This window comes from Actinopolymorpha cephalotaxi (assembly GCF_013408535.1).
GTDB classification, from domain to species: domain Bacteria; phylum Actinomycetota; class Actinomycetes; order Propionibacteriales; family Actinopolymorphaceae; genus Actinopolymorpha; species Actinopolymorpha cephalotaxi.
Genome location: NZ_JACBZA010000001.1, coordinates 3,094,689 through 3,116,182, shown reverse-complemented (window position 1 = coordinate 3,116,182; position 21,494 = coordinate 3,094,689). Strand labels below are relative to the sequence as shown.

General features: G+C 70.8%; 22 protein-coding genes. 13 read left to right on the top strand and 9 right to left on the bottom strand.

Going from position 1 to position 21,494, the window contains the following annotated elements; all coding sequences use genetic code 11:
* Positions 1–19: 19 nt before the first annotated feature.
* Positions 20–1,024 carry a phosphotransferase gene (locus FHR37_RS13815; protein WP_175542504.1) on the bottom strand — a complete coding sequence of 335 codons (1,005 nt, stop codon included), beginning with the start codon at positions 1,022–1,024 and terminating at the stop codon, positions 20–22.
* A 56-nt stretch (positions 1,025–1,080) separates the two neighbouring features.
* Positions 1,081–2,142 carry a hypothetical protein gene (locus FHR37_RS13810; RefSeq protein WP_092883396.1) on the bottom strand — a complete coding sequence of 354 codons (1,062 nt, stop codon included), beginning with the start codon at positions 2,140–2,142 and terminating at the stop codon, positions 1,081–1,083.
* 262 nt (positions 2,143–2,404) lie between these two features.
* On the opposite strand from FHR37_RS13810, the gene lepA reads away from it, so the two are divergent.
* From lepA to hemW, 3 genes are all read left to right on the top strand, one after another.
* A complete protein-coding gene (gene lepA / locus FHR37_RS13805) occupies positions 2,405–4,237 on the top strand; it encodes a translation elongation factor 4 (protein WP_092883395.1) in 1,833 nt (610 codons plus the stop codon).
* Between the two features lie 202 nt (positions 4,238–4,439).
* Complete coding sequence (locus FHR37_RS13800) at positions 4,440–6,317, top strand: AMP-dependent synthetase/ligase (RefSeq protein ID WP_092883394.1); 1,878 nt, start codon at positions 4,440–4,442, stop codon at positions 6,315–6,317.
* A 74-nt stretch (positions 6,318–6,391) separates the two neighbouring features.
* Positions 6,392–7,678, top strand: coding sequence for a radical SAM family heme chaperone HemW (gene hemW / locus FHR37_RS13795; protein WP_092883393.1), 1,287 nt, complete (start codon positions 6,392–6,394; stop codon positions 7,676–7,678).
* Between the two features lie 57 nt (positions 7,679–7,735).
* Here hemW and FHR37_RS13790 read toward each other — a convergent pair whose 3' ends face one another.
* The 3 genes from FHR37_RS13790 to FHR37_RS13780 form a co-directional block, all read right to left on the bottom strand.
* Positions 7,736–8,248, bottom strand: a complete 513-nt coding sequence (locus FHR37_RS13790; RefSeq protein WP_237768769.1) for a DUF4870 domain-containing protein — start codon at positions 8,246–8,248, stop codon at positions 7,736–7,738.
* Between the two features lie 224 nt (positions 8,249–8,472).
* Complete coding sequence (locus FHR37_RS13785) at positions 8,473–9,324, bottom strand: DUF3097 domain-containing protein (RefSeq protein ID WP_092883391.1); 852 nt, start codon at positions 9,322–9,324, stop codon at positions 8,473–8,475.
* Positions 9,325–9,482: 158 nt separating this feature from the next.
* Positions 9,483–10,394 (bottom strand): MBL fold metallo-hydrolase, encoded by a 912-nt coding sequence (locus tag FHR37_RS13780; RefSeq protein ID WP_175542503.1) that lies wholly within the window; start codon positions 10,392–10,394, stop codon positions 9,483–9,485.
* Between the two features lie 246 nt (positions 10,395–10,640).
* On the opposite strand from FHR37_RS13780, the gene hrcA reads away from it, so the two are divergent.
* The 6 genes from hrcA (at position 10,641) to FHR37_RS13750 (ending at position 16,345) form a co-directional block, all read left to right on the top strand.
* Positions 10,641–11,660, top strand: a complete 1,020-nt coding sequence (hrcA, locus tag FHR37_RS13775; protein ID WP_092883389.1) for a heat-inducible transcriptional repressor HrcA — start codon at positions 10,641–10,643, stop codon at positions 11,658–11,660.
* Between the two features lie 38 nt (positions 11,661–11,698).
* Positions 11,699–12,832, top strand: coding sequence for a molecular chaperone DnaJ (gene dnaJ / locus FHR37_RS13770; RefSeq protein WP_092883388.1), 1,134 nt, complete (start codon positions 11,699–11,701; stop codon positions 12,830–12,832).
* Between the two features lie 62 nt (positions 12,833–12,894).
* Positions 12,895–13,248 carry a histidine triad nucleotide-binding protein gene (locus FHR37_RS13765; RefSeq protein WP_092883387.1) on the top strand — a complete coding sequence of 118 codons (354 nt, stop codon included), beginning with the start codon at positions 12,895–12,897 and terminating at the stop codon, positions 13,246–13,248.
* Positions 13,249–13,445: 197 nt separating this feature from the next.
* Complete coding sequence (locus FHR37_RS13760; protein ID WP_092883386.1) at positions 13,446–14,477, top strand: PhoH family protein; 1,032 nt, start codon at positions 13,446–13,448, stop codon at positions 14,475–14,477.
* 87 nt (positions 14,478–14,564) lie between these two features.
* Positions 14,565–15,035 (top strand): rRNA maturation RNase YbeY, encoded by a 471-nt coding sequence (gene ybeY, locus FHR37_RS13755; protein WP_092883385.1) that lies wholly within the window; start codon positions 14,565–14,567, stop codon positions 15,033–15,035.
* The gene (locus FHR37_RS13750; protein ID WP_092883384.1) at positions 15,032–16,345 is read left to right on the top strand and encodes a hemolysin family protein; all 1,314 of its coding nucleotides are present in this window, start codon (positions 15,032–15,034) and stop codon (positions 16,343–16,345) included. Before ybeY ends, FHR37_RS13750 begins: the two co-directional genes overlap by 4 nt.
* A gap of 56 nt (positions 16,346–16,401) precedes the next feature.
* Here the strand turns inward: FHR37_RS13750 and FHR37_RS13745 are convergent, their stop codons facing one another.
* The gene (locus FHR37_RS13745) at positions 16,402–16,785 is read right to left on the bottom strand and encodes a VOC family protein (protein WP_092883383.1); all 384 of its coding nucleotides are present in this window, start codon (positions 16,783–16,785) and stop codon (positions 16,402–16,404) included.
* Positions 16,786–16,822: 37 nt separating this feature from the next.
* On the opposite strand from FHR37_RS13745, the gene FHR37_RS13740 reads away from it, so the two are divergent.
* Positions 16,823–17,332 (top strand): MarR family winged helix-turn-helix transcriptional regulator, encoded by a 510-nt coding sequence (locus FHR37_RS13740; RefSeq protein WP_175542502.1) that lies wholly within the window; start codon positions 16,823–16,825, stop codon positions 17,330–17,332.
* Positions 17,333–17,459: 127 nt separating this feature from the next.
* Here the strand turns inward: FHR37_RS13740 and FHR37_RS13735 are convergent, their stop codons facing one another.
* From FHR37_RS13735 to FHR37_RS13725, 3 genes are all read right to left on the bottom strand, one after another.
* The gene (locus tag FHR37_RS13735; RefSeq protein WP_092883520.1) at positions 17,460–18,242 is read right to left on the bottom strand and encodes an SDR family NAD(P)-dependent oxidoreductase; all 783 of its coding nucleotides are present in this window, start codon (positions 18,240–18,242) and stop codon (positions 17,460–17,462) included.
* Positions 18,243–18,752: 510 nt separating this feature from the next.
* Positions 18,753–18,953 carry a DUF397 domain-containing protein gene (locus tag FHR37_RS31560; protein ID WP_092883381.1) on the bottom strand — a complete coding sequence of 67 codons (201 nt, stop codon included), beginning with the start codon at positions 18,951–18,953 and terminating at the stop codon, positions 18,753–18,755.
* Positions 18,950–19,825, bottom strand: a complete 876-nt coding sequence (locus tag FHR37_RS13725; protein ID WP_139238936.1) for a helix-turn-helix domain-containing protein — start codon at positions 19,823–19,825, stop codon at positions 18,950–18,952. The genes FHR37_RS31560 and FHR37_RS13725 overlap by 4 nt, the downstream gene beginning before the upstream one ends.
* Before the next feature lie 193 nt (positions 19,826–20,018).
* Between FHR37_RS13725 and FHR37_RS13720 the strand changes: the two genes are divergently transcribed.
* From FHR37_RS13720 to FHR37_RS13715, 3 genes are all read left to right on the top strand, one after another.
* The gene (locus FHR37_RS13720) at positions 20,019–20,351 is read left to right on the top strand and encodes a hypothetical protein (protein WP_139238935.1); all 333 of its coding nucleotides are present in this window, start codon (positions 20,019–20,021) and stop codon (positions 20,349–20,351) included.
* A 602-nt stretch (positions 20,352–20,953) separates the two neighbouring features.
* Positions 20,954–21,076, top strand: a complete 123-nt coding sequence (locus FHR37_RS32460; RefSeq protein ID WP_269086079.1) for a hypothetical protein — start codon at positions 20,954–20,956, stop codon at positions 21,074–21,076.
* 138 nt (positions 21,077–21,214) lie between these two features.
* Positions 21,215–21,469, top strand: a complete 255-nt coding sequence (locus FHR37_RS13715; protein ID WP_092883378.1) for a hypothetical protein — start codon at positions 21,215–21,217, stop codon at positions 21,467–21,469.
* Positions 21,470–21,494: the final 25 nt, after the last annotated feature.

The following is a 21,494-nucleotide window of genomic DNA, read 5'->3' as shown; positions in this document are numbered from 1 at the left end:
TCAGGGGCGCCGGGGATCCTCAGCCGACCCAGCCGCGGCGCAGCGCGAGCCAGGACAGCGTGGCCTGGGCGTACCACCCCTGGTGAGCACGGAGGTACGGCGAACCGCTGACCGCCGGCTGCAGCGAGGAGTCGGTGAAGTAGCCGGCCAGGCCGGCGAGTACGGCGTCCACGGCCTCGCTGTCCACGCCCTCGCCGAGCGGGTGCGCGGACAGCAGCGCGGTCGCGTCGTACCCGTCACCGCACGCCGAGATCAGCACGGTGACGAGGTCCAGCCAGGCGGGGCCGCGGCTCGGCCAGTTCCAGTCGCAGAACCACACCCGGCCGTCGTCGCCCAGGATCACGTTGTCGTCGCGGAGGTCGCAGTGGACCACGCTGTCGCCGTCGAGGGCGTCCGGTGCCGCGCCCTCGAGCGCGGCGAGTTCGGCGACCTGGGGGTCGACGAGTGAACCGCCGGCGCCCGACGCCCGCGCGAGCCGTCCCCAGTAGCCGAAGTCCTGGGCCAGCCAGTCGCGGGCCTGCGGCACCACCAGGCCGTCCGGTACGGGAGTGAGCACCTGTGCGAGGCCGGTGAGTGCGGTGAGGACGTCGGTGAGCTCGCCCGGCTTCCACGGCCGCGCCGGTGGCCGTCCGGGAACGTCGTCGAAGCAGAGCACCACCCAGTCGAACTCCTCCAGCGTCCAGCGCAGCGCCGGCACCGGCGCCGCCGGCGGGATGCGGGACGCGATCCGCGCCTCGGCCCGGTAGGAGTCGGCGATCGCGGGGGAGCGGTCGGCGGAGACCGCCTTCACGAAGGCGTGCCCGGTGCCACGGGTTTCATCGGCGTCCCCGGTGGCGGAGTCGCCGCCGAAGACCAGCCGGGACGCGAAGCCCGGTGTGAAGCCGGAGCCCTGACTGGCGGTCGCCACGACCTCACCGCCGAGCCGCTCGGCGATCCGGTCGCGGAGGGGTTCGGGCAGGTCGGCCCACTGGGGGCGGACGGCGGTCGCGCCGTGAGGCACCGAGCCGGCTTGCGAGGCGGTCACCCGCCGATCCTGACAGCCGCCGCGGAGGTACGCGGTCGTGGGGGCCGTACCCCGGCTCAGCCGGCCTGGGCGGGTACGCCGGCTACGTCAGGCGCCCCGGACACCCCGGACACCCCGGACACCCCGGACGCTCCGAACGCTCCGAACGCTCCGAACGCCTGCGGTGCGTCGGGATCCGCGAGCAGGCGGAACGTCCCCGCGGCCTGCGCGGCCGACGGCGCGATCTCCGCGACCCCCGTCCGCCGATCCGGACCGGTGAACGCGAACCGCAGCCCGGTCGGCGTCCACGCGGCCGCGTCGCCGAGATGGCCGGCCGGCAACGGCAGCACCACCGCCCGGTCGGTGTGGCGTTCGTAGACCAGCAGCCGGGAGCGCCCGCCCTGGTCCAGCCGGACCGCGACCTGCTCGCCGGTCACGTCCGCGGCCAGCGGCCACGGGTTGTGCGGGCGGTTGAGGTCGGCGGGCCACTGCAGCCGGCCTCCGGGCGTGCATGCCCAGCCGATCCGGCCGTTGTCGTCGGCGACGACGAACAACCCCGCGTGGGGTACGGCGAACAGCAGGCGCACGGAGGGATGGTCGGGCCAGATCTCCTCCACCGAACCGTCGTGCAGGTCGACCGCGACACAGGTGAGGCCACCCTGGTACGCCCGGTTGACCGCCAGCCGCCGCCCGGCCGGGTCGAGCCAGGTCCCGCCGATCAACAGCCCGGACACCGTGAGCAGCGGCCGCGGCTCGCCGTCGCGGCGCCGCAGCAGCCACAGGGTCGCGGACGGGTCGGAGCGGGTGGTGATGGCCAGGGCGAGGGCGTCGTGGGCCGGGTGGGGCAGCAGTTGCAGGCCGAGCGCGGCGAGCGTGCCAAGGAGCCGGGCGGGCCGGTCCGGCCGGCCGAGGATGATCCGGTGCCGGTCCGGGGTGGCGTGATGCAACAGGACACCGCCGTCGTCGAGCGGCAGCATCCGCGAGTGCGGGCCGGTGGGGGCCAGCCCCGGAACCGGACTCGGCGGCCGGGCCGGGTCCAGCGGCCAGTGTTCGACGTGCCACCCGGCACCGCCGTCGGAGGCGAGGCAGGCGGCGTAGGAACCGTGCGGAGAGAAGCGGAATGCGGTGCGAGTCAGCATGTGTGCGCGAACTCCTGGCCTGGACACCCGGTCGACCGGCCGACCACCGGGGCGTACACGTTGTGTACACATATGACTACCAAGTGCGGCAGATGGCCGGTACGTCGCCCCCCCACCCCGGTCTGACCGAGGGCGCTCACCCACGCAGCCCTGACCGGATCGTGGTCCGTGGGATGATGAACGTCGTTCCCCCACCGACCGGAATGGATCGTCCGTGCCCGTACCAGCGTCCGCGCCCCAACCCGGCCAGACCGATCCGGCGATGATCCGGAACTTCTGCATCATCGCCCACATCGACCACGGCAAGTCGACGCTCGCCGACCGCATGCTCCAGCTCACCGGAGTGGTCGATGCGCGGTCGATGCGCGCGCAGTACCTCGACCGGATGGACATCGAGCGAGAGCGCGGCATCACGATCAAGAGCCAGGCGGTCCGGTTGCCGTACCAAGCCGGTCCGGGCGCGGACGGCGAGGCGGGTTCGTCGTACGTCCTCAATCTCATCGACACGCCCGGGCACGTCGACTTCACCTACGAGGTCTCGCGCTCGCTGGCGGCCTGTGAGGGCGCGGTGCTGCTGGTCGACGCGGCGCAGGGGATCGAGGCGCAGACGCTCGCCAACCTCTACCTCGCGCTGGACGCCGACCTGCACATCATCCCGGTGCTGAACAAGATCGACCTGCCGTCGGCCCAGCCGGAGAAGTACGCCGCCGAGCTGGCCCGGATCATCGGGTGCGAGGAGAGCGACGTGCTCAGGGTGTCGGCGAAGACCGGTGAGGGCGTGGAGGACCTGCTCGACGCGATCGTCGCGCAGGTGCCGCCGCCCGAGGGCGACCCGGACGCGCCTGCCCGGGCGCTGATCTTCGACTCGGTGTACGACACCTACCGCGGCGTGGTGACCTACATCCGGGTCGTCGACGGCAAGATCGGCCACCGCGAGCGGGTGCTGATGATGTCGACGAAGGCGTCCCACGACACCCTCGAGGTCGGGGTCATCTCGCCCGACCCCAAGCCGTCGGCGTCACTCGGCGTCGGCGAGGTCGGCTACATCATCACCGGCGTGAAGGAGGTCCGGCAGTCCCGTGTCGGTGACACGGTGACCCAGGCCGGCAACCGTGCCGAGAAGGCGCTCGGCGGCTACCGCCACCCCAACCCGATGGTCTACGCCGGGCTGTATCCCCTGGACGGCGACGACTACCCCGACCTGCGCGAGGCGCTGGACAAGCTGCAACTGAACGACGCCGCGCTGCTGTACGAGCCGGAGACCTCGGGCGCGCTCGGGTTCGGTTTCCGCTGCGGCTTCCTCGGCCTGCTGCACATGGAGATCGTCCGCGAGCGCCTCGAACGCGAGTTCAACCTCGACCTGATCTCCACCGCGCCGAACGTCGTCTACCGCGTCGTGATGGAGGACGCCTCGGAGGTCGTGGTGACCAACCCGAGCGAGTTCCCGCGGGGCAAGATCGCCGAGATTCACGAGCCGGTCGTACGCGCCACCGTCCTCACCCCGGCCGACTTCATCGGCGCGGTGATGGAGCTGTGCCAGACGCGGCGCGGGCAGCTGCAGGGCATGGACTACCTGTCCGAGGACCGCGTGGAGATGCGCTACACCCTGCCGCTGGCCGAGATCGTGTTCGACTTCTTCGACGCGCTGAAGAGCCGTACCCGCGGCTACGCCTCACTCGACTACGAGCCCACCGGCGAGCAGGCGGCCGACCTGGTGAAGGTCGACATCCTGCTGCACGGCGATCCGGTCGACGCGTTCAGCGCGATCGTGCACAAGGACAAGGCCTACACCTACGGTGTGGCGATGGCGCAGAAGCTGAAGGACCTCATCCCGCGCCAGCAGTTCGAGGTGCCGATCCAGGCAGCGATCGGCTCCCGGATCATCGCCCGGGAGAGCGTCCGCGCCATCCGCAAGGACGTTCTCGCCAAGTGCTACGGCGGCGACATCACCCGCAAGCGGAAGCTGCTGGAGAAGCAGAAGGAAGGCAAGAAGCGGATGAAGATGGTCGGCCGGGTCGAGGTGCCGCAGGAGGCCTTCATCGCGGCGTTGTCCACCGACTCGGGGAAGAAGTCCGAGTCCGGCGGCAAGAAGTAGGCCGCGGTGCGGCACCGAACGCCGCTCCGGCACGCGCACGGCGAACTGCCCGGTTCGTCCACGTGGGCTACGCCGGCGGCAGCTCAGTCACTACGGTGGAGGCAGGCCGGTACGGCGGGCCAGGCGACCACTCCGTACTCGCCAGGTGTGCCACCGGCCCGGCCCGTCCCTACGCTGCTCCTCACCGAGGTGGAGGCCCGCGATGTCCAGTGACCTGCTCTGGGGGAGCAACCCAGGCGACGTCGACCAGTCCAAGGTCGACAACCGCGCGTCCACCGTGGCCGAGCTGATCCTGCGACGGTTCGAGTCGACGCCGGACGCGGAGGCGTTCCGGCGCCCCGTCGACGGCGGCTGGGAGTCGTGCACCTGGGGCCAGACCGGTGAGCGCGTACGCCGGCTGGCGGCCGGCCTGATCTCCCTCGGCATCGAGCCCGAGCAGCGGGTGGCGATCGCCTCCAGTACGCGCTACGAGTGGGTGCTGGCCGACTTCGCGATCATGTGCGCGGGTGCGGCCACCACGACGGTCTACCCCACCACCACGCCGGACGAGGCGAGCTACATCCTCGGTGACTCCGGCAGCCGGGTGGTCTTCGTCGAGGACGACGAGCAGCTGAAGAAGATCCGCGAGCACCGGGCGGAGCTGCCCGACATCGCCTGGCTGGTGACGTTCGCCGACGGCACCGCCGGGGGCGACGGGGGCGGACGCGAAGGTGGCGCCGACGACCTGCTGACCCTCGCCGAGCTGGAGGAACGCGGCGCCGCGTACCTCGCCCAGCACCCCGACGCCATCGAGAAGGCCGTCGCCACGATCGGGCCGGACAGCCTCGCCACGCTCATCTACACCTCGGGCACCACCGGCCGGCCGAAGGGCGTCCGCCTCAGCCACGACTGCTGGACCTACGAGGGCGCTGCCATCGACGCGGTGCGGATCCTGCACCCGGACGACCTGCAGTACCTCTGGCTGCCGCTGGCGCACTCCTTCGGCAAGGTGCTGCTGTCGGCGCAGGTGCAGATCGGCTTCGCCACCGCGATCGACGGGCGGGTCGACAAGATCATCGAGAACGTCGCCGTCGTCCGGCCGACCTTCATGGGCGCCGCGCCGCGGATCTTCGAGAAGGCGTACGGCCGGATCAACTCCACGATCGAACACGAGGGCGGACCGAAGGCGGCGCTGTTCCACTGGGCGATCGGCGTCGGCCGCCGGGTCTCGGAGCTGCGCCAGCAGGGCACCGAGCCCTCCGGTGTGCTCGCCCTGCAGTACAAGGTCGCCGACCGGCTGGTGTTCGCCAAGATCCGGGACCGGTTCGGTGGGCGGCTGCGGTTCTTCGTCTCCGGTGCGGCCGCGCTCAGCCAACAGCTGTCGGAGTGGTTCCACGCCGCCGGGATCCTGATCATCGAGGGGTACGGCCTGACCGAGACCAGCGCCGGATCCTGCGTCAACCTGCCCGGACGGTTCCGCTTCGGCAGCGTCGGCCCGGCGCTGCCCGGCACGCAGGTGCGGATCGCGCACGACGGCGAGGTGCTGATCAAGGGGCCCGGCGTGATGCGGGGCTACCAGGGGATGCCCGAGCTGTCCGACGAGGTGCTCGACCCCGACGGCTGGTTCCACACCGGCGACATCGGCCAGCTCGACGACCAGGGCATGCTGCGGATCACCGACCGCAAGAAGGACCTGTTCAAGACGTCCAACGGCAAGTACGTCGCCCCGCAGGCGATCGAGACGATGTTCAAGGCGCTGTGCCCGTACGCCAGTCAGGTCGTGGTGCACGGCGAGGGCCGGACGTTCTGCTCGGCGCTGGTGACCCTGGACGAGGACTCCATCGTCGGCTGGGCGCGCGAGAACGGCCTGGAGGGGCGAAGCTACGAGGAGATCGCGACCTCCGACCAGGCACGGGCGATGCTGCAGGGGTACGTCGACCAGCTCAACGGCCGGCTCAACCGCTGGGAGACGATCAAGAAGTTCGCGGTCCTCGACCACGACCTCACCGTGGACGACGGCGAGATGACCCCGAGCCTGAAACTCAAGCGCCGCGTGGTGGAGACGCGCTACGCGGACGTCCTGGACGGGTTCTACTCGTGACCGAACTCCTGCCTGAACTCCTGGCCGAACTCCTGCCTGACTGCCGGCCTCTCGACGACTGATTGCCTGCGACCGTGCCCTCGACCCTGCCCGACGGTGAACCCGTGCCGAGCGACGGCGCGCTGCCGCCGTCCGCGCTGGCGGGTCTGGGCGACGCTGCTGATACTGCCGACCGGCCCTTCGGGGTCTACGTCCACGTGCCGTTCTGCGTGACCCGCTGCGGCTACTGCGACTTCAACACCTACACCGCGGAGGAACTCGGTCCGGCCCCGGGCGCGTCCCGGGCGACGTACGCGCAGGCGGCGATCAGCGAGGTCCGGCTGGCCGGCCGGGTGCTGTCGGCGCCCACCGGAGCGCCCGCCGCGCCGGTCTCGACGGTGTTCGTCGGCGGTGGTACGCCCACGCTGCTCCCGCCCGCCGACCTCGGCGCCGTGCTGCGCGCGGTGGAGGCGGAGTTCGGTCTCGCCCCGGGTGCCGAGGTGACGACGGAGGCGAACCCCGAGTCGGTCGACCGGCGCTACCTCGACGAGTTGCGCGCACAGGGCTTCAACCGGATCTCCTTCGGCATGCAGAGCGCCCGTCCGCACGTGCTCGCCACCCTCGACCGGCGGCACACCCCGGGCCGGCCGCAGGCGTGCGTCGCGGAGGCGCGGGCGGCCGGGTTCGACCACGTCAACCTGGACCTGATCTACGGCACGCCGGGGGAGTCCGACGACGACTGGCAGGCCAGCCTGGACGCGGCGGTCGCCGCCGGACCCGACCACGTGTCGGCGTACTCGCTGATCGTCGAGGACGGCACCCGACTGGCCGCCCAGATCCGGCGCGGTGTGCTCGCCGCCCCGGACGACGACGTGCTCGCCGACCGCTACCTGCGGGCGGAGGAGACGCTGCACGCGGCGGGCTTCTCGTGGTACGAGGTCTCCAACTGGGCGCGTGACGAGACAGCGCGGTGCCGGCACAACCTGCTGTACTGGACCGGCGGCGACTGGTGGGGGATCGGTCCCGGTGCCCACAGCCACGTCGGCGGCGTCCGGTGGTGGAACGTCAAGCACCCCGCCGCCTACGCCGAACGCCTGGCCCGGGGCGTGAGCCCCGCGCACGCGCGGGAGGTGCTGGACGCGCAGACCCGCACGGTCGAACGCGTCATGTTGGAGGTACGCCTCGCGGGCGGCCTGGCCGTGAGCGTTCTGGACGACACCGGGCGTGCGGCGGCGAGGCGGGCGGCGGCGGACGGGATGGTGGTCCCCGAGGCGCTGGCCGCCGGCCGGGTCGTCCTCACCCTGCGCGGCCGGCTGCTCGCCGACGCGGTGGTCAGGGACCTGCTCGGCTGGGGCAGCGACCTACTGTCAAGCGCTGGTTGACATTCCGAAATCGTCACCTGCTTGCGCTGTCAGGCCTTCCTTGACAGCTGTCAGGCGTCACTTGACGAAGCGGATGTTCACCGGGTAGCGGTACCACTCACCCCGCCGGGCGGCGACGCTGGCGAGAATCACCAGCACGACGTAGGCGATCCCGATGAACGGCAGCAGCACCAGCCCGATCACCACGAAGACCAGCAGGCCCGCGATCGCGGCCGCCAGCAGCGTGGTGAGCTGGAAGTTCAGCGACTCGACCGCGTGGTATCTGACGTATGCCGAGTCCTTTCCCTTGGCCAGCAACACGATCAGCGGGCAGAGGAAGCCGAGGGCGACGTAGGCGGCGACGAAACTGCCCAGATGCGCGCCGAACGCCCAGTTCCGCTCGTCCTCCACCGTCATGACACCTGATCCCGCCGTCGGCTGCTCCGGTGACGGCGAGGAGGTCGCACCCGGCTCCGGCGTCGGCGGCCGTGTCGTACCGCTCTCCGGCGGGGGATACGGCGAGCGGCCAGGCTCCGGTGAGGGTGGCGGCGTTCCGTTGCCCGGCCGGGGTTCCTCGTGCTGCTGGCTCATGTCGGCCTCCTTACCCGATACCCGGGTGGCCCTCACCGGGCCGCCGGGGACCGCCGGTGGGCGTCAGGCGAGATCTCACGGCGTGCGCCACGGGACCGGCCCGCCGCGCCCTCCCGTCCAGCCTGTCACGCCCGGGCCGAAGCCGGCACCCGACGCATCGGGCGAATGCGCCGAACCGTCCGGCCGAACGAAAGACACCGGGTCGGGTGACAGCCGGGAAAGAATCAGTCGGCGTCGACGGTGACGAAGTCGATGAGGTGCTCGACCCGGCCGAGCAGCGCGGGTTCGAGGTCTCGGAAGTCGCGGACGGTGCCCAGGATCTGCTTCCACGCCCGGGCGATGTCGGCCTGCTCGTCGTGCGGCCAGCCCAGGGCGGCGCAGATGCCGTGCTTCCACTCCGTCTGCCGGGGGATGTCGGGCCAGCGGTCCAGACCCACCCGTTCGGGTCGTACGGCCGCCCAGATGTCCACGAACGGGTGTCCGACCACCAGGACGTGAGCGCCGTAGGGCCCGCGCGCGACCTCCTCGGCGATCCGGCTCTCCTTGCTGCCGGGGACCAGGTGGTCGACCAGGACGCCGAGTCGGCGCCGGGGTTCGGGCCGGAACTCCGCCACGACCGCGGCGAGGTCGTCCACACCCTCGAGGTACTCCACGGCGACGCCCTCGATCCGCAGGTCGTCGCCCCACACCTTCTCGATCAGCTCCGCGTCGTGGCGGCCCTCGACGTAGATCCGGCTGGCCCGGGCGACCCTGGCCCGTGAGTTGCGGACCGCGATCGAACCTGACGCGGTGCGGGTGGGCCCGGCCGCGGGCGCTGCCTTCGGGCGCCGGATCGCGACCGGCTTCCCCTCCAGCCAGAACCCCGGACCGTACGGATAGCTGCGCCGCACCCCGCGCCGGTCCTCCAGCACCACGAGGTCGCGCTGGATCGCGACCACCGCGCCGCAGAAGCCGGTGGTGGCGTCCTCGAGCACCATGTCGGGCTCGACGTCCACCTCGACCGTCCGGCCGAGCTTCGGCGCCCGCCAGTCGGTGGTCAGGACGTCCTGCGTATAGCGATCACCAGGTCCGGCCATGATCGGTGAGCGTAGCGGCGGACCGGCCCGCGAGCGGGGACCGCCACGCCGCCCGCCGCCACGCCGCGTGCCGTCCGCCACGCCGTGTGCCCGGCGCCGGCACCGACCGGTCGCAGCACCGCCCGGCGTCGTACGTCGTACGCCGGCGGTCGTTTCGGCTACTGGCCCAGCAGGGGGAGGGAACGCCGGCCCGGTCCCGCTTCCGGTCCCGCGGGCCCGGCCGTCGGGGCGCCGGACTCGCGCAGGTGCCGGTAACCCCGGCGGACCGCCTCGGCCAGCCGCTCAGTGGCGTAGGGCCACTCCGCCACGGCCAGTGCCTCGCCCTCCGGCACACCCTCCTGGAACAGCCGGCGGATCGTCTCCGCGACCGCGGTGACGTCGCCGAACTGCGCGGTCACGAACGCCTGGTCCACCACGGCGCCGTGCCCGGGCACGACTACCGACGACGGTGTGAGCAGGCCGGTGAAGATCTCCAGCGTCGGCGGCCACTCCAGCGGGAACGAGTCGTCGCCGTACGCCGGCGGCCCGGACTCCTCCACCAGGTCGCCGGCGAACACGACGTCGGCGTCCGGCACCCGGACGGCCACGTCGCCGTCGGTGTGGCCGCGGCCGGGGTGGACGAGTTCGACCACCCGGTCACCGAGGTCGACGACGGCCACCGAGGCGAAGGTGCGGTCGGGCGGGGTCAGCACGAGCTCGGCCATGTCCTGTGCCCACTCGGTGGAGCGCCGGGCGAGGTCGGCGCGTACCTCCTCACCCCGCTCGGCCAGCACCCCGGGCACCGTCTCGTGGCCGTAGATCGTGGCGTCGGCGAACCTGCCGTTACCGAACGTGTGGTCGAAGTGCCAGTGGGTGTCGACGACCCACCGGACCGGCAGGTCGGACAGCGTGGCGAGGTCGGCGCGGAGTTCGTCCGCTTCGCGTGGACCGCCCCGGGTGTCCACGACGAGCAGTCCGCCGGCGCCGACGACCACGCCCACGGTGACGTCGAACGACGGGTAGCGACGGGCGAAACAGCCGGACCCCACCTCGGTCCAGCTGCCGGTCGGGTCGGCTTCGGGGACATTCACGCCCACAGCATCCCATCGGCGCGGTCGGCACAAGGTGGCCGTGTCGCCGTAGACTGGCACTCAGGTTCGGCGAGTGCCAGTCTGGTGCCGGTCCATGATCCGTTCGGACGGCGCACTCGCGCGTGGGCTCGTCGAGGTGGCGGGCCCACTGCCACGCCCGGCGGCTCGCGCGAGCCGGTACCGTCCGAACCAACCGCACCACCGCACGTAGACGTGAACGCACCAGGACGAGGGAGGCCGAAGCCAATGCTCGACGACCGGAAGCTGGCCGTCCTCCGCGCGATCGTCGAGGACTACGTCCACACCGAGGAGCCCGTCGGCTCGAAGGCGCTGGTCGACCGGCACAACCTGGGGGTGTCCCCGGCGACCGTGCGCAACGACATGGCCGCGCTGGAGGAGGAGGGCTACATCGCCCAGCCGCACACCAGCGCCGGCCGGATCCCCACCGACAAGGGCTACCGCCTGTTCGTCGACCGGCTGACCACGATCAAGCCGATGTCGAGCGCCGAACGCCGCGCCATCTCGGCGTTCCTGGAGGGTGCGATCGACCTGGACGACGTGGTGCACCGCACGGTGCGCCTGCTCGCCCAGATCACCCGGCAGGTCGCCGTCGTGCAGTACCCCACGCTCACCCGCTCCACGGTGCGGCATGTGGAACTCGTCACGTTGTCGTCCACCCGGCTGCTGATCGTCCTGATCACCAGCACCGGCCGGGTCGAGCAGCGGGTGGTCGACGCCGGCGGCACGGTGGCCGACGAGTTCCTGCGCGACGTCCGGGCCCGGCTCAACGCCGCGGTCATCGGACGGTCGCTCACCGACGCGGCGTCGGCGGTCGCCGACCTGCCGGACGCGTTCGAGGTGTCCGAACGCCCGCAGGTCACCGCCATCGTGTCGACGTTCATGGAGACCGTCGCCGAGCGCACCGAGGGCCGGATCGCGGTGAGTGGTACGGCCAACCTCATCCCGTTCGGCGCGGAGTTCCACACCTCCATCCGGCCGGTCCTGGAGGCACTGGAGGAGCAGGTCGTCCTGCTCCGCCTGCTCGGTGAGGCCACCGGCCCGTCCGGCTTCACCGTCCGGATCGGTCACGAGAACCCCGTCGTCGAACTCTCCACGGCTTCAGTGGTCACCACCGGCTATGGTCCTGGGGACGAGGCCGTCGCCAATCTCGGGGTGGTCGGGCCGACCCGAATGGACTACCCGGGCACCATGGGAGCGGTTCGCGCCGTAGCCCGCTATGTCAGCCAGATCCTCGCAGGGGAATGATCCGAGGGAATGAGTCAGTGCCGAAGGCATCCCAGAGCATGAGCCAGGACTACTACGAGCTCCTCGGCGTCCGTCGCGACGCCTCCGCGGAGGAGATCAAGAAGGCCTACCGTCGGCTGGCGCGCACGCTGCACCCAGACGTCAACCCCGACCCGGAGACGCAGGAGCGGTTCAAGGAGGTCACCCGCGCATACGAGGTCCTGTCGGACCCGAAGAAGCGCGAGGTGTACGACCTGGGCGGCGACCCGATGGCGTCCGGCGCCGGCCAGGGCGCGGGGTTCGGTCCGGGCTTCTCGTTCACCGACATCATGGACGCGTTCTTCGGCTCGTCCGGCACCCGCGGGCCTCGTCCGCGCACCCGGCGTGGCCAGGACGCGCTGCTGCGCCTCCCGGTCGACCTCGCCGAGGCGGTGTTCGGCGCGGTCAAGGAGATCCAGGTCGACACCGCCGTGGTGTGCCAGAGCTGCCAGGGCGGCGGCGCCGCTCCCGGCACGTCGCCGAGCACCTGCACGGTGTGTGAGGGCCGCGGCGAGGTCAACTCCGTCCAGCGTTCGTTCCTGGGCCAGGTGATGACCACCCGGCCGTGCCCCCGCTGCCAGGGGTTCGGAACGATCATCCCCAACCCCTGCCCGGAGTGCGCGGGGGAGGGACGGGTGCTGTCCCGCCGTACGCTCGCGGTCAAGATCCCGGCCGGCGTCGACGACGGCACCCGCATCCAGCTGTCCGGCCAGGGCGAGGTGGGGCCCGGTGGCGGACCCGCCGGCGACCTGTACGTCGAGATCCAGGTCGAGCCGCACGAGGTGTGGAGCCGGCACGGCAACGACCTGCACTGCACCGTCAAGCTGCCGATGACCGCCGCCGCGCTCGGCACCACGATCTCCCTGGACACCCTGGACGAGGACTCGGTCGAGGTGGAGGCCAAGGCGGGCACCCAGTCCGGCCACGAGCTGGTGATCCCCGGCCGCGGCGTACCCCACCTGTCCGGTGGTTCCCGGCGCGGTGACCTGGTGGTGCACGTGGTGGTGGAAACCCCGTCCCGGCTCGACCACACCCAGCGGGAGCTGCTCACCGAGTTGGCCAGGCTGCGCGGCGAGGAGAAGGCCAGCGGGCAGTTCACCTCCGAGCGCAGGGGCGGGGTCTTCTCCCGCATCCGGGACGCGTTCAACGGCTGAACCGAAGACCCGAACCGAACGATCCGAACCGAACGATCCGAACCGACGGAGGGGAGCCCGGCGTGACGAGCGACGCCGACTGCGTGTTCTGCCGCATCGTGGCGGGGGAGATTCCGGCGGAGGTGGTCCGCGAGACCGAGCGCACGCTGGCCTTCCCCGACGTGACCCCGCAGGCGCCGGTGCACGTGCTGGTGATCCCCAAGGAGCACCGGGCCGACCTCGACGCGGTGGTCGCCGCCGATCCGGAGCTGGCCGGTGAGCTGTTGCGCGAGTGCGCCGCGGTGGCCGACGAGCTGGGCGTACGCGAGTCCGGCTACCGCGTGGTCACCAACATCGGCGCCGAGGGTGGCCAGGGCGTGTTCCACTGCCACCTGCACGTGCTGGCCGGCCGGCAGATGTCCGACGCGCTCGGCTAGCCGCGGCCCCTCGCCGGTGCCGCCGGCCCCCGGCCGGTGCCGCCGGCGTCGACCCGTCCCGGGGTGATCTTCACGCCAGGGCGGACCGGGCATCTCGCCCACAGCGGAAATACCAGTCCCGGTTCCGGCCGGGCGGAGCTACGATGAACGACGTTTCGAGCGTCGGGATACCGAAGGAGGGGCCGAACAGGCCGCCCATGGCGCAGACCAGCCCCACACAGACCAAGATCGTCGTACCCTCCAGCATCTCGATGGTGAGCCTGCTCGGGCCGGGCGACGAGTTCCTCCAGGTGGCGGAGAAGGAGTTCGACGCCCAGATCCACGTGCGCGGCAACGAGATCACCGTGACCGCCCCGCCGGAGGAGCGCATCCTCGTCGAGCAGCTCTTCGACGAGCTGGTCGCCATCGTCCGTTCCGGGCACGGCCTGACCTCCGACGCGGTGGAGCGCAGCGTGGCGATGCTGCGTACCCGCGACGCCGAACGCCCCACCGACGTCCTCACCCTCAACATCCTGTCCAACCGCGGCCGCACGATCCGGCCCAAGACGGTCGGGCAGAAGCGCTACGTCGACGCGATCGACAAGCACACGGTGATCTTCTCCGTCGGCCCGGCCGGCACCGGCAAGACCTACCTCGCGATGGCGAAGGCGGTCCAGGCGCTGCAGGCCAAGCAGGTCAACCGGATCATCCTCACCCGGCCGGCGGTCGAGGCCGGCGAGCGGCTGGGCTTCCTGCCCGGCACGCTGTCGGAGAAGATCGACCCCTACCTCCGGCCGCTGTACGACGCGCTGCACGACATGATCGACCCCGACTCCATCCCGAGGTTGCTGACCGCCGGGACGATCGAGGTCGCGCCGCTCGCCTACATGCGCGGCCGCACCCTCAACGACGCGTTCATCGTCCTGGACGAGGCTCAGAACACCTCGCCGGAGCAGATGAAGATGTTCCTCACCCGGCTGGGCTTCGGCTCCAAGATGGTGGTGACCGGCGACGTCACCCAGATCGACCTGCCGGGCGGCACGTCGTCGGGGCTGAAGGTCGTGCACGACATCCTCGACGGGCTCGACGACGTGCACTTCAGCACGCTGGGCAGCCAGGACGTCGTACGCCACAAGCTGGTGGGCCGGATCGTCGCCGCCTACGACGCCTACGAGGCCAAGCGCTCCACGGACGCCGCCGGCCGTCCGGTCGAGGTCGGCCGGCGCCAGCCCGCGCCGCGGCGTCCCTGACCGGCTCGCCGACCGGTCCGGCGCCCGCGTACCGTCGAGCCGCCACCGAGATTCCGCCACCATCGCGAAAGCATCTGTGAAGCGCCCATGAGCATTGACATCGCCAACGAGTCCGGCGCCGAGGTCGACGAACGCGAGCTGTCCCGGCTCGCCCGCTTCGTCCTGGACCGGATGCGGCTGCACCCACAGGCCGAGCTGTCGGTCGTCCTCGTCGACGAGGAGACGATGGCCGAGCACCACGTGCGGTGGATGGACGAGCCCGGCCCGACCGACGTCCTCGCGTTCCCGATGGACGAGCTGCGGCCCGGCCGGGAGGGCGAGGAGCCGCCGAGCGGGCTGCTGGGCGACGTGGTGCTGTGCCCGCAGGTCGCCGAACGCCAGGCGAAGGATGCCGGTCACTCCACCGAGGACGAGTTGCAGCTGCTCGCCACGCACGGGATCCTGCACCTGCTGGGATACGACCACGGCGAGCCTGAGGAGCATCAGGAGATGTTCGGCCTGCAAGCCCGCCTGCTGGCGGAGTGGCAACCGCATCGTGGGGCGGGCGACGACGGATGACCGGTGACGTCTGGCTGGTCGTCCTGGCTGCGTTCCTGGTCCTCGTCGCCGGGTTCCTCGCCTCCGCCGAGGCTGCCCTGTCGGCGTTCTCCAAGTCGCGTGCCGACGGTCTGGTCGCGGCCGGCCGGCGTGGTGCGGACCGGGTACGCATGCTGGTCGAGGACCGCGCGCCGTACCTCAACACCGCCCTCTTCCTGCGGCTGGTCTGCGAGCTGACAGCCACCGTGCTGGTCGCCGACGTGCTGTTCGGCGTCTTCCACGCGACCTGGGCGGCGATCCTGGTCACCGCCGGGGTGATGATCCTGGTGTCGTACGTCGTCGTCGGCGTGGCGCCGCGCACGATCGGCCGCCAGCACCCCGACCGGGTGGCGCTGGTGACCGCGCCGTCGGTGCTCGCGCTGACCCGGGTACTCGGCCCGCTGCCGAAGCTGCTGATCCTGCTCGGTAACGCCCTCACCCCCGGCAAGGGCTTTCGCGAGGGCCCGTTCGCCACCGAGGCCGAGCTGCGCGAGCTGGTCGACATCGCCGAGGCGAGCCGGGTGATCGAGTCCGGCGAGCGCGAGATGATCCACTCGGTGTTCGAGCTGGGCGACACCATCGTGCGCGAGGTGATGGTTCCCCGTACCGACATCGTGGTCCTCGAACGCAACAAGACCCTGCGTCAGCTGATGTCGCTCGCCCTGCGCAGCGGCTTCTCCCGGATCCCCGTGATCGGGGAGAACCTCGACGACGTGGTGGGCGTGGCCTACCTCAAGGACGTCACCCAGCGGGTGTACGACAACCGCCAGGCCGAGACCACCGAACGCGTCGAGCAGGTGATGCGCCCGCCGGCGTTCGTGCCCGACTCCAAGCCGGTCGACGGCCTGCTGCGGGAGATGCAGCAACAGCGCACGCACCTCGCGATCGTCCTGGACGAGTACGGCGGCACCGCCGGCCTGGTCACGATCGAGGACATCCTGGAGGAGATCGTCGGCGAGATCACCGACGAGTACGACGTGGCGCCGCAGTCGGTCGAACGCCTCGGCAGCGGGGCGGTGCGGGTCAGCTCGAGGTTGCCGATCCACGAGCTCGGCGAGCTGTTCGACCTGGAGCTGGACGACGAGGACGTGGACAGCGTCGGCGGCCTGATGGCCAAGCACCTGGACAAGGTGCCGATCCCGGGGGCGAGGGTAGCCGTGGAGGGCCTGCAGCTGCTGGCCGAGGGCCCGGTCGGCCGCCGTAACCGGATCCCGACCATCCTGGTCACCCGGGTGGACCACCACTCCTGGGACGAGGCCGAGGAGAACTCCGAGGAGCGCACCTCCTCCTGACCCGATATGCCCCTCCTCGGAAGGGCGTGTGCTTTCCAGGGGCAGCCGTCCGCGGGTCAGACAGCCTGATTCGGCGGGCGTTCGCTGGTGAGCGCGAGGTTGTTGCCGTCGGGGTCGCGGAAGAACGCCATCCACAACTCCGTCACCTCGTCCCGGTGCACCAGGTGCGGTCCGTCGAGGAACTCCACGCCGCGCTCACGCAGCCGGGCGTGTTCGGCGTCGAGGTCGTCGACACCGAAGTAGAGCGTCACCCGGCCGGCGAAGTCCGGTGTCTCCGGTACGCCGAGATAGAGGCGCACGTCACCCGACTGGAAGAACGCCATCGGCTGCCCGGGGACCCGGAACAGGAACGGGATCTGGAGTACGTCGCGGTAGAACTCCACCGACCGGTCGACGTCACCGACGCTGATGTGCACCTGGGAAAGTGGTCCGACTGACATGGCCTCTCCTATACTTAACCTGGGTGAAAGGATAACCATGGTTAAGCAACGAGGGCAAGGCGGCCTGCCGGAGCCGCCCGCCGGTGTTCCCGACGACGACCTGCACTCCACCGCCAACTTCCTGCACTCCGCGGCGTTGCGGCTGCTCCGGGTCGCTCGTACCGCCGACACCGAGATGGACCTCGACGGCCCGCGGGCGTCGCTGCTGTCCGTGCTGGTGTTCACCGGACCCCGGTCGGTCGGTGCACTGGCGCGGATCGAGCAGGTGTCGGCACCCGCGATCACCAAGTCGGTCAGCGCGCTGGAAGGCCTCGGACTGGTCGACCGAACGCCGGACGCGGCTGATCGCCGGGTGGTGCTCGTCGCGGCCACGCCGGCGGGGCAGCGGTTGCTGGAACGCGGCCGGGCCGCGCGGGTGCGTGCCGTCGCCGACCTGTTGTCGGGCCTGTCCGAACGGGACCTCGCCACGCTGCGCCGTGCCGCCGGGCTGATCGGCCACCAACTCGTACGGGACGCGGCCGGCGACAGTGAGCAGGACCGACGCTAGGCGTGGCGCAGGACAGCGGCCAGGCATGCGCAGGACAGCGGCCAGGCATGCGCAGGACAGCAGCCAGGCAGGCATGCGCAGGGCAGACGCCAGGCGTGCGCAGGACAGACCCTGGAGAGGGCGCGCCCTACGCCGACAGGCCACCGTCGACGACGTACGTCGCGCCGGTGACGTAGGACGCCTCGTCGCTGCCGAGAAAGAGGATCACCTGCCCGATTTCGCGTGGGTCGGCCTGGCGCCGCAGCAGCGTGGGAGTCTGGCGTCGCAGCTGCTCGCGGGCCTGCTCCGGGGTTTCCCCGGTGGCTTCCGCTCGCCGTCGTACGTGGAAGTCCGTCAGTGTCGGGCCCGGGCAGACGGCGTTGACCCGGATGCCGTCCGCCGCGTGGTCGTACGCCATCGCGCGGGTCATGGCCAGCAGGCCTGCCTTCGTCGCGTCGTACTGTGCCATCCCCGGGCGGCCCGCCAGCGCATTCGCGGAGGAGACGTTGACGATGCTGCCGCCGCCGCGGCGGACCATCTCGGGCACCGCGAACTTCGCGCAGTACGCCGCCTGCAGCAGGTTGCCGCGGACGATGTAGTCCCACGAGGCAGGGTCGGCCTCGGTCACCGGGCCCCATACCCGCACCCCGGCGACGTTGGCGAGGATGTCGAGGCCGCCGAACGCGCGGACGGTCTCCTCGACCGCGCGCCGCGCCTCCGCCTCCTCGTCCAGCCGGGCCGCCACGGCAAGCGCCCGGCGACCGTCCGGGTCGATTCCCTCGGCCGCCTGCTTCACCGCCTCGTCGTCGACGTCGACCAGCGCGACCGAGGCGCCCTGTTCGGCGAACAGCCGCGCGGTCGCCGCGCCGATCCCGCCGCCGCCCCCGGTCACGAGAGCGACCTTTCCTTCCACCCGGCCGGCTGTGTTCATGATGATCATCCTTGCTCGCACGATCCGGGCCGGTCCAGCGCGACGCCCGGCCAGAACCGTCCGCGTCGCGGGAACGCGGCCGCGCAACTCGCGGCGCCGCCACCAGGCTGCACGGCTGCACTGAAGGGTCGTCGTAGCCCAGTGCACCACCAACAAGGTGCTGAAGGGTCGTCTAGCCCAGTGATACCTGGCCGCAAAACAGCACCGAAGAGTCGTCGTAGCCAGCACCGCCAGACCCACCGGAAAGATCGGCGCAAGGGCACGGAACGCGGATTCGCGGGCCGCTCGAGAAATCGTCCCCGAAGATCATTAAGGCCGTGTTTCGCCGCTCGGATAACGGAATTCGCGATGACAGAAAACTCACCATCTCTCATGTGAGAGCGGCTTCACGAACGACGATGGCCACCGGAATTCATCCGGTGGCCATCGGGAGTTCGAAGATGTGACGGCACCTATCGCTACGGGTGGAACCCGAGGCGCCGTCACACCCGAGGTGTCACGACGAATGTCTCAGCGGGGAAGGTCGTACTTTCCGGCCTTGACGTCGCCGACGAACGCGGCCCAGGACACCGGGGACACGGCGAGCACGCCGCGATTCCGGTCCTTGGTGTCGCGAACGCCCACGTGGGCGGCCGAGGTGCCGACCTCCACGCAGTTGCCACCGTTGTTGGAGTAACTGGCCTTCTTCCAGCCGCTGAACTGCTCACTCACGATGAGATCCTTTCCATTTCTGCCGCCGCCTCGGTGAGAAAATCGGCACTGTCCTCGGTTGACAGTGCCGCCTTCTGGAGGCGCTCCCACAGGGTTTCATATTGTCCGACCTCGTTCCCTTCCATGAGAACGACATCGGCCGTCAATGTGTCCACGGCCGCCACAACGGGGTCCTTACGGTCTTCGAATGTGTAAAGACTGAAAGGGCCCCTCGGGACCATGTAGCCCTGCACTTTCGCAGATACCGGGAGCACCCGTAGATTGACACGCCGTCGGGAACCGACCGAGGCGAGATAGTGCAACTGCGAGGCGAGGATCTCCGGTGGCGCGGAATAGCCGCGGGCCACCATCTCGTGAATGATGACTTCGTAACTTTGTGGTCCGTCGGGGTCCCACAGCATCGTCTGCCGGCCCGACCGCGCGCGCAGGACCGCTTCGGACGTGGTGGGAATCGACCCCACCAGCGTCAGGTCGTCGGTCTCGCACACCGACTGGGTGTAGGCCTCGATCTGCAGCAGGCCAGGGACGATCGTGCTCTGGTACTCCCGGATCGTCTCGGCGCCGGACTCGAAGTCGGCGTAGGTGGCCTGCCGCCGGTCCATCGGCTGGGACGTCCACCAGCCGTGCACCGCCGCCGTCCGCGCGAGTTCCACGAGCTCGGCACGGTCGTCGCCGGTGACGTCGAGTGCGTCGGCGATCTGCCGGATGACGATCTCGTCCGGCCTGCCCTGGCCGTTCTCCAGCCGGCTGATCTTCGCCGCCGAGACGCCGATCTCGTTGCCGAGCTTGGCGTGGGTCAACTTCGCGCGTTCGCGTCGTTCGCGTAGCTCCCGGCCGAGCCGCTGCCGGCGCACCATCGGACTGCTTCTCACCCCGTGCCCCCTGTCGCCGTTGCGTACCCGGGCGCCCTGGTTTCGGGCCGTCGGGTACCTTCCCGTCCTGTACGGAGTGTCACCACTTTTTACAGAACGTCGCCAAATGAGGTTTGGATCATAGGCGGTGGAGCATCATCAATCCTGCCGAATGATGCAGATTCGGCGAGAACCCGAGTTCCGGTGGGGAGGCATGATGATCGGAACGACCTGGCACGACCAACATCGAGCCATCAGTGCCCGCCTCGCGCCGTGTACCGCGGCCGCGGGTCGGATCGCCGCCGAACTGGCCGACCGGTTCGAGCCCCTTGGAGTCGACGCCGCGCCGTTGTGGGACGAGCGCCGGGGTCGTTGGGGCGTACGAGTTGTCGAACCCGCGAACGGCCTGCTCCACATGCACGTCTGGCTGGACGACGACCACTGGACCTGGGTGCCCGGGTGCGCGTGGTCAGCGGCCGCCGACGACCACGACCGCGTGGTCCGCTTCGTGCTCACCTGGGTCACCGAACACCGGGTGGTCGTGTGATGGCCACCTTCGAGCTCCCGCCGCGTCGAATGCCTCGACCCCCGAAGTCCTTGGCGCGGCGGGCTTCCAGACTGGCCGGCCCGGGGGCGTCCCCGGCCCATTCCCTGCGTTCCCGGGTCGGCCGCACCACCCTGACGGGCACGCCAAGCAACGCCCCCACCGTCCGGGACGTGCTCCGCGAACGCGCCATCGCCCGCGACCTCGGACCCGAGGCCGTCGATGCGCTGGCCCGGGACATGGTCATCCGGCACACGCCCGAGCGAACGGGCTTCGGGCTGCGTCGCTGGTGCGGCCTGCCCGTACCCACCCTGCGCAGGCCGGTGTGTGCCGACTGCGCCGGAGTGTGGCCCTGCGCGCACGTGCGCTGGGCCGAACGCCGCACCACGGCCGCCACCACCACGGGCGGGCGTACGCCTCGCCACGACTCCGGTGCCGAGGCGGCCGAGACACCTGCGGCCCCCACGAACACCCCGCTCGCCCCGTCCACTAACAAAATCCTGATTAGGGACGGGCGGGGTCGGAAAGAAAGAGTAAGTCCCCCCGGGCGAACGACTTTGGCAGAAGCGACGCCCGGAAACCCCCTGATGAGAGGACGTTAAGCCATGCAGGCTTTCACCGCTACCCCCGGCAACGGCTCCAGCTCCGCCGACGAGACGCTCTTCGGCAGCACCGGTGTCCAGCGTGACCAGCTCACTGGTGAGCGGCTGGGCGACCCCCGGGCCTGAGCCCCGAAGGACGGGCCCTCGGACAACGGCGTCCGGGGGCCCGCCCCTGGCCCTGCACGGGGAGGGCCAGGGGCAACTTCGTGTCCGGGACGACATATGAACGCGCTAGCTCGCCTTTACGAGACCAATCCTGAGTTCGTGTCCTACTGCCTCGACGCGCTGTTCGTCCTGGCGGTGGGCTACATGGTTTCCTGCCACCTGCATCCGGACGTCGACTGCCGTAAGTGCAAGGGCACCGGCAAGCACCGGAGTTTCATCTACAAGCGGGCTCGCCGCCCGTGCCACAACTGCGGCGGTACGGGTAGAACCCGCCGCTTCTTCGCCTGGGCGACGGACATCGGCCAGCCGCGCCTCCACGGGCCCCGCTGGTTCAAGTCGAAGCGACACGTCTGAGGGCCGGAGCAAGCCCGGCCCGGTC

What these genes read in the sequence shown, in the direction of transcription:
- FHR37_RS13785 (WP_092883391.1), bottom strand. Translation starts at nt 9,324, where the DNA reads ATGGCCGGACCTGGTGATCGCTATACGCAGGACGTCCTGACCACCGAC.
- dnaJ (WP_092883388.1), top strand. Translation starts at nt 11,699, where the DNA reads ATGAGCCAGGACTACTACGAGCTCCTCGGCGTCCGTCGCGACGCCTCC.
- FHR37_RS32460 (WP_269086079.1), top strand. Translation starts at nt 20,954, where the DNA reads ATGCAGGCTTTCACCGCTACCCCCGGCAACGGCTCCAGCTCCGCCGAC.
- FHR37_RS13745 (WP_092883383.1), bottom strand. Translation starts at nt 16,785, where the DNA reads ATGTCAGTCGGACCACTTTCCCAGGTGCACATCAGCGTCGGTGACGTC.
- ybeY (WP_092883385.1), top strand. Translation starts at nt 14,565, where the DNA reads ATGAGCATTGACATCGCCAACGAGTCCGGCGCCGAGGTCGACGAACGC.
- hrcA (WP_092883389.1), top strand. Translation starts at nt 10,641, where the DNA reads ATGCTCGACGACCGGAAGCTGGCCGTCCTCCGCGCGATCGTCGAGGAC.
- FHR37_RS13720 (WP_139238935.1), top strand. Translation starts at nt 20,019, where the DNA reads ATGATGATCGGAACGACCTGGCACGACCAACATCGAGCCATCAGTGCC.
- FHR37_RS13735 (WP_092883520.1), bottom strand. Translation starts at nt 18,242, where the DNA reads ATGAACACAGCCGGCCGGGTGGAAGGAAAGGTCGCTCTCGTGACCGGG.
- FHR37_RS13750 (WP_092883384.1), top strand. Translation starts at nt 15,032, where the DNA reads ATGACCGGTGACGTCTGGCTGGTCGTCCTGGCTGCGTTCCTGGTCCTC.
- FHR37_RS13810 (WP_092883396.1), bottom strand. Translation starts at nt 2,142, where the DNA reads ATGCTGACTCGCACCGCATTCCGCTTCTCTCCGCACGGTTCCTACGCC.
- lepA (WP_092883395.1), top strand. Translation starts at nt 2,405, where the DNA reads ATGATCCGGAACTTCTGCATCATCGCCCACATCGACCACGGCAAGTCG.
- FHR37_RS13790 (WP_237768769.1), bottom strand. Translation starts at nt 8,248, where the DNA reads ATGAGCCAGCAGCACGAGGAACCCCGGCCGGGCAACGGAACGCCGCCA.
- FHR37_RS13740 (WP_175542502.1), top strand. Translation starts at nt 16,823, where the DNA reads ATGGTTAAGCAACGAGGGCAAGGCGGCCTGCCGGAGCCGCCCGCCGGT.
- FHR37_RS13760 (WP_092883386.1), top strand. Translation starts at nt 13,446, where the DNA reads ATGGCGCAGACCAGCCCCACACAGACCAAGATCGTCGTACCCTCCAGC.
- FHR37_RS13800 (WP_092883394.1), top strand. Translation starts at nt 4,440, where the DNA reads ATGTCCAGTGACCTGCTCTGGGGGAGCAACCCAGGCGACGTCGACCAG.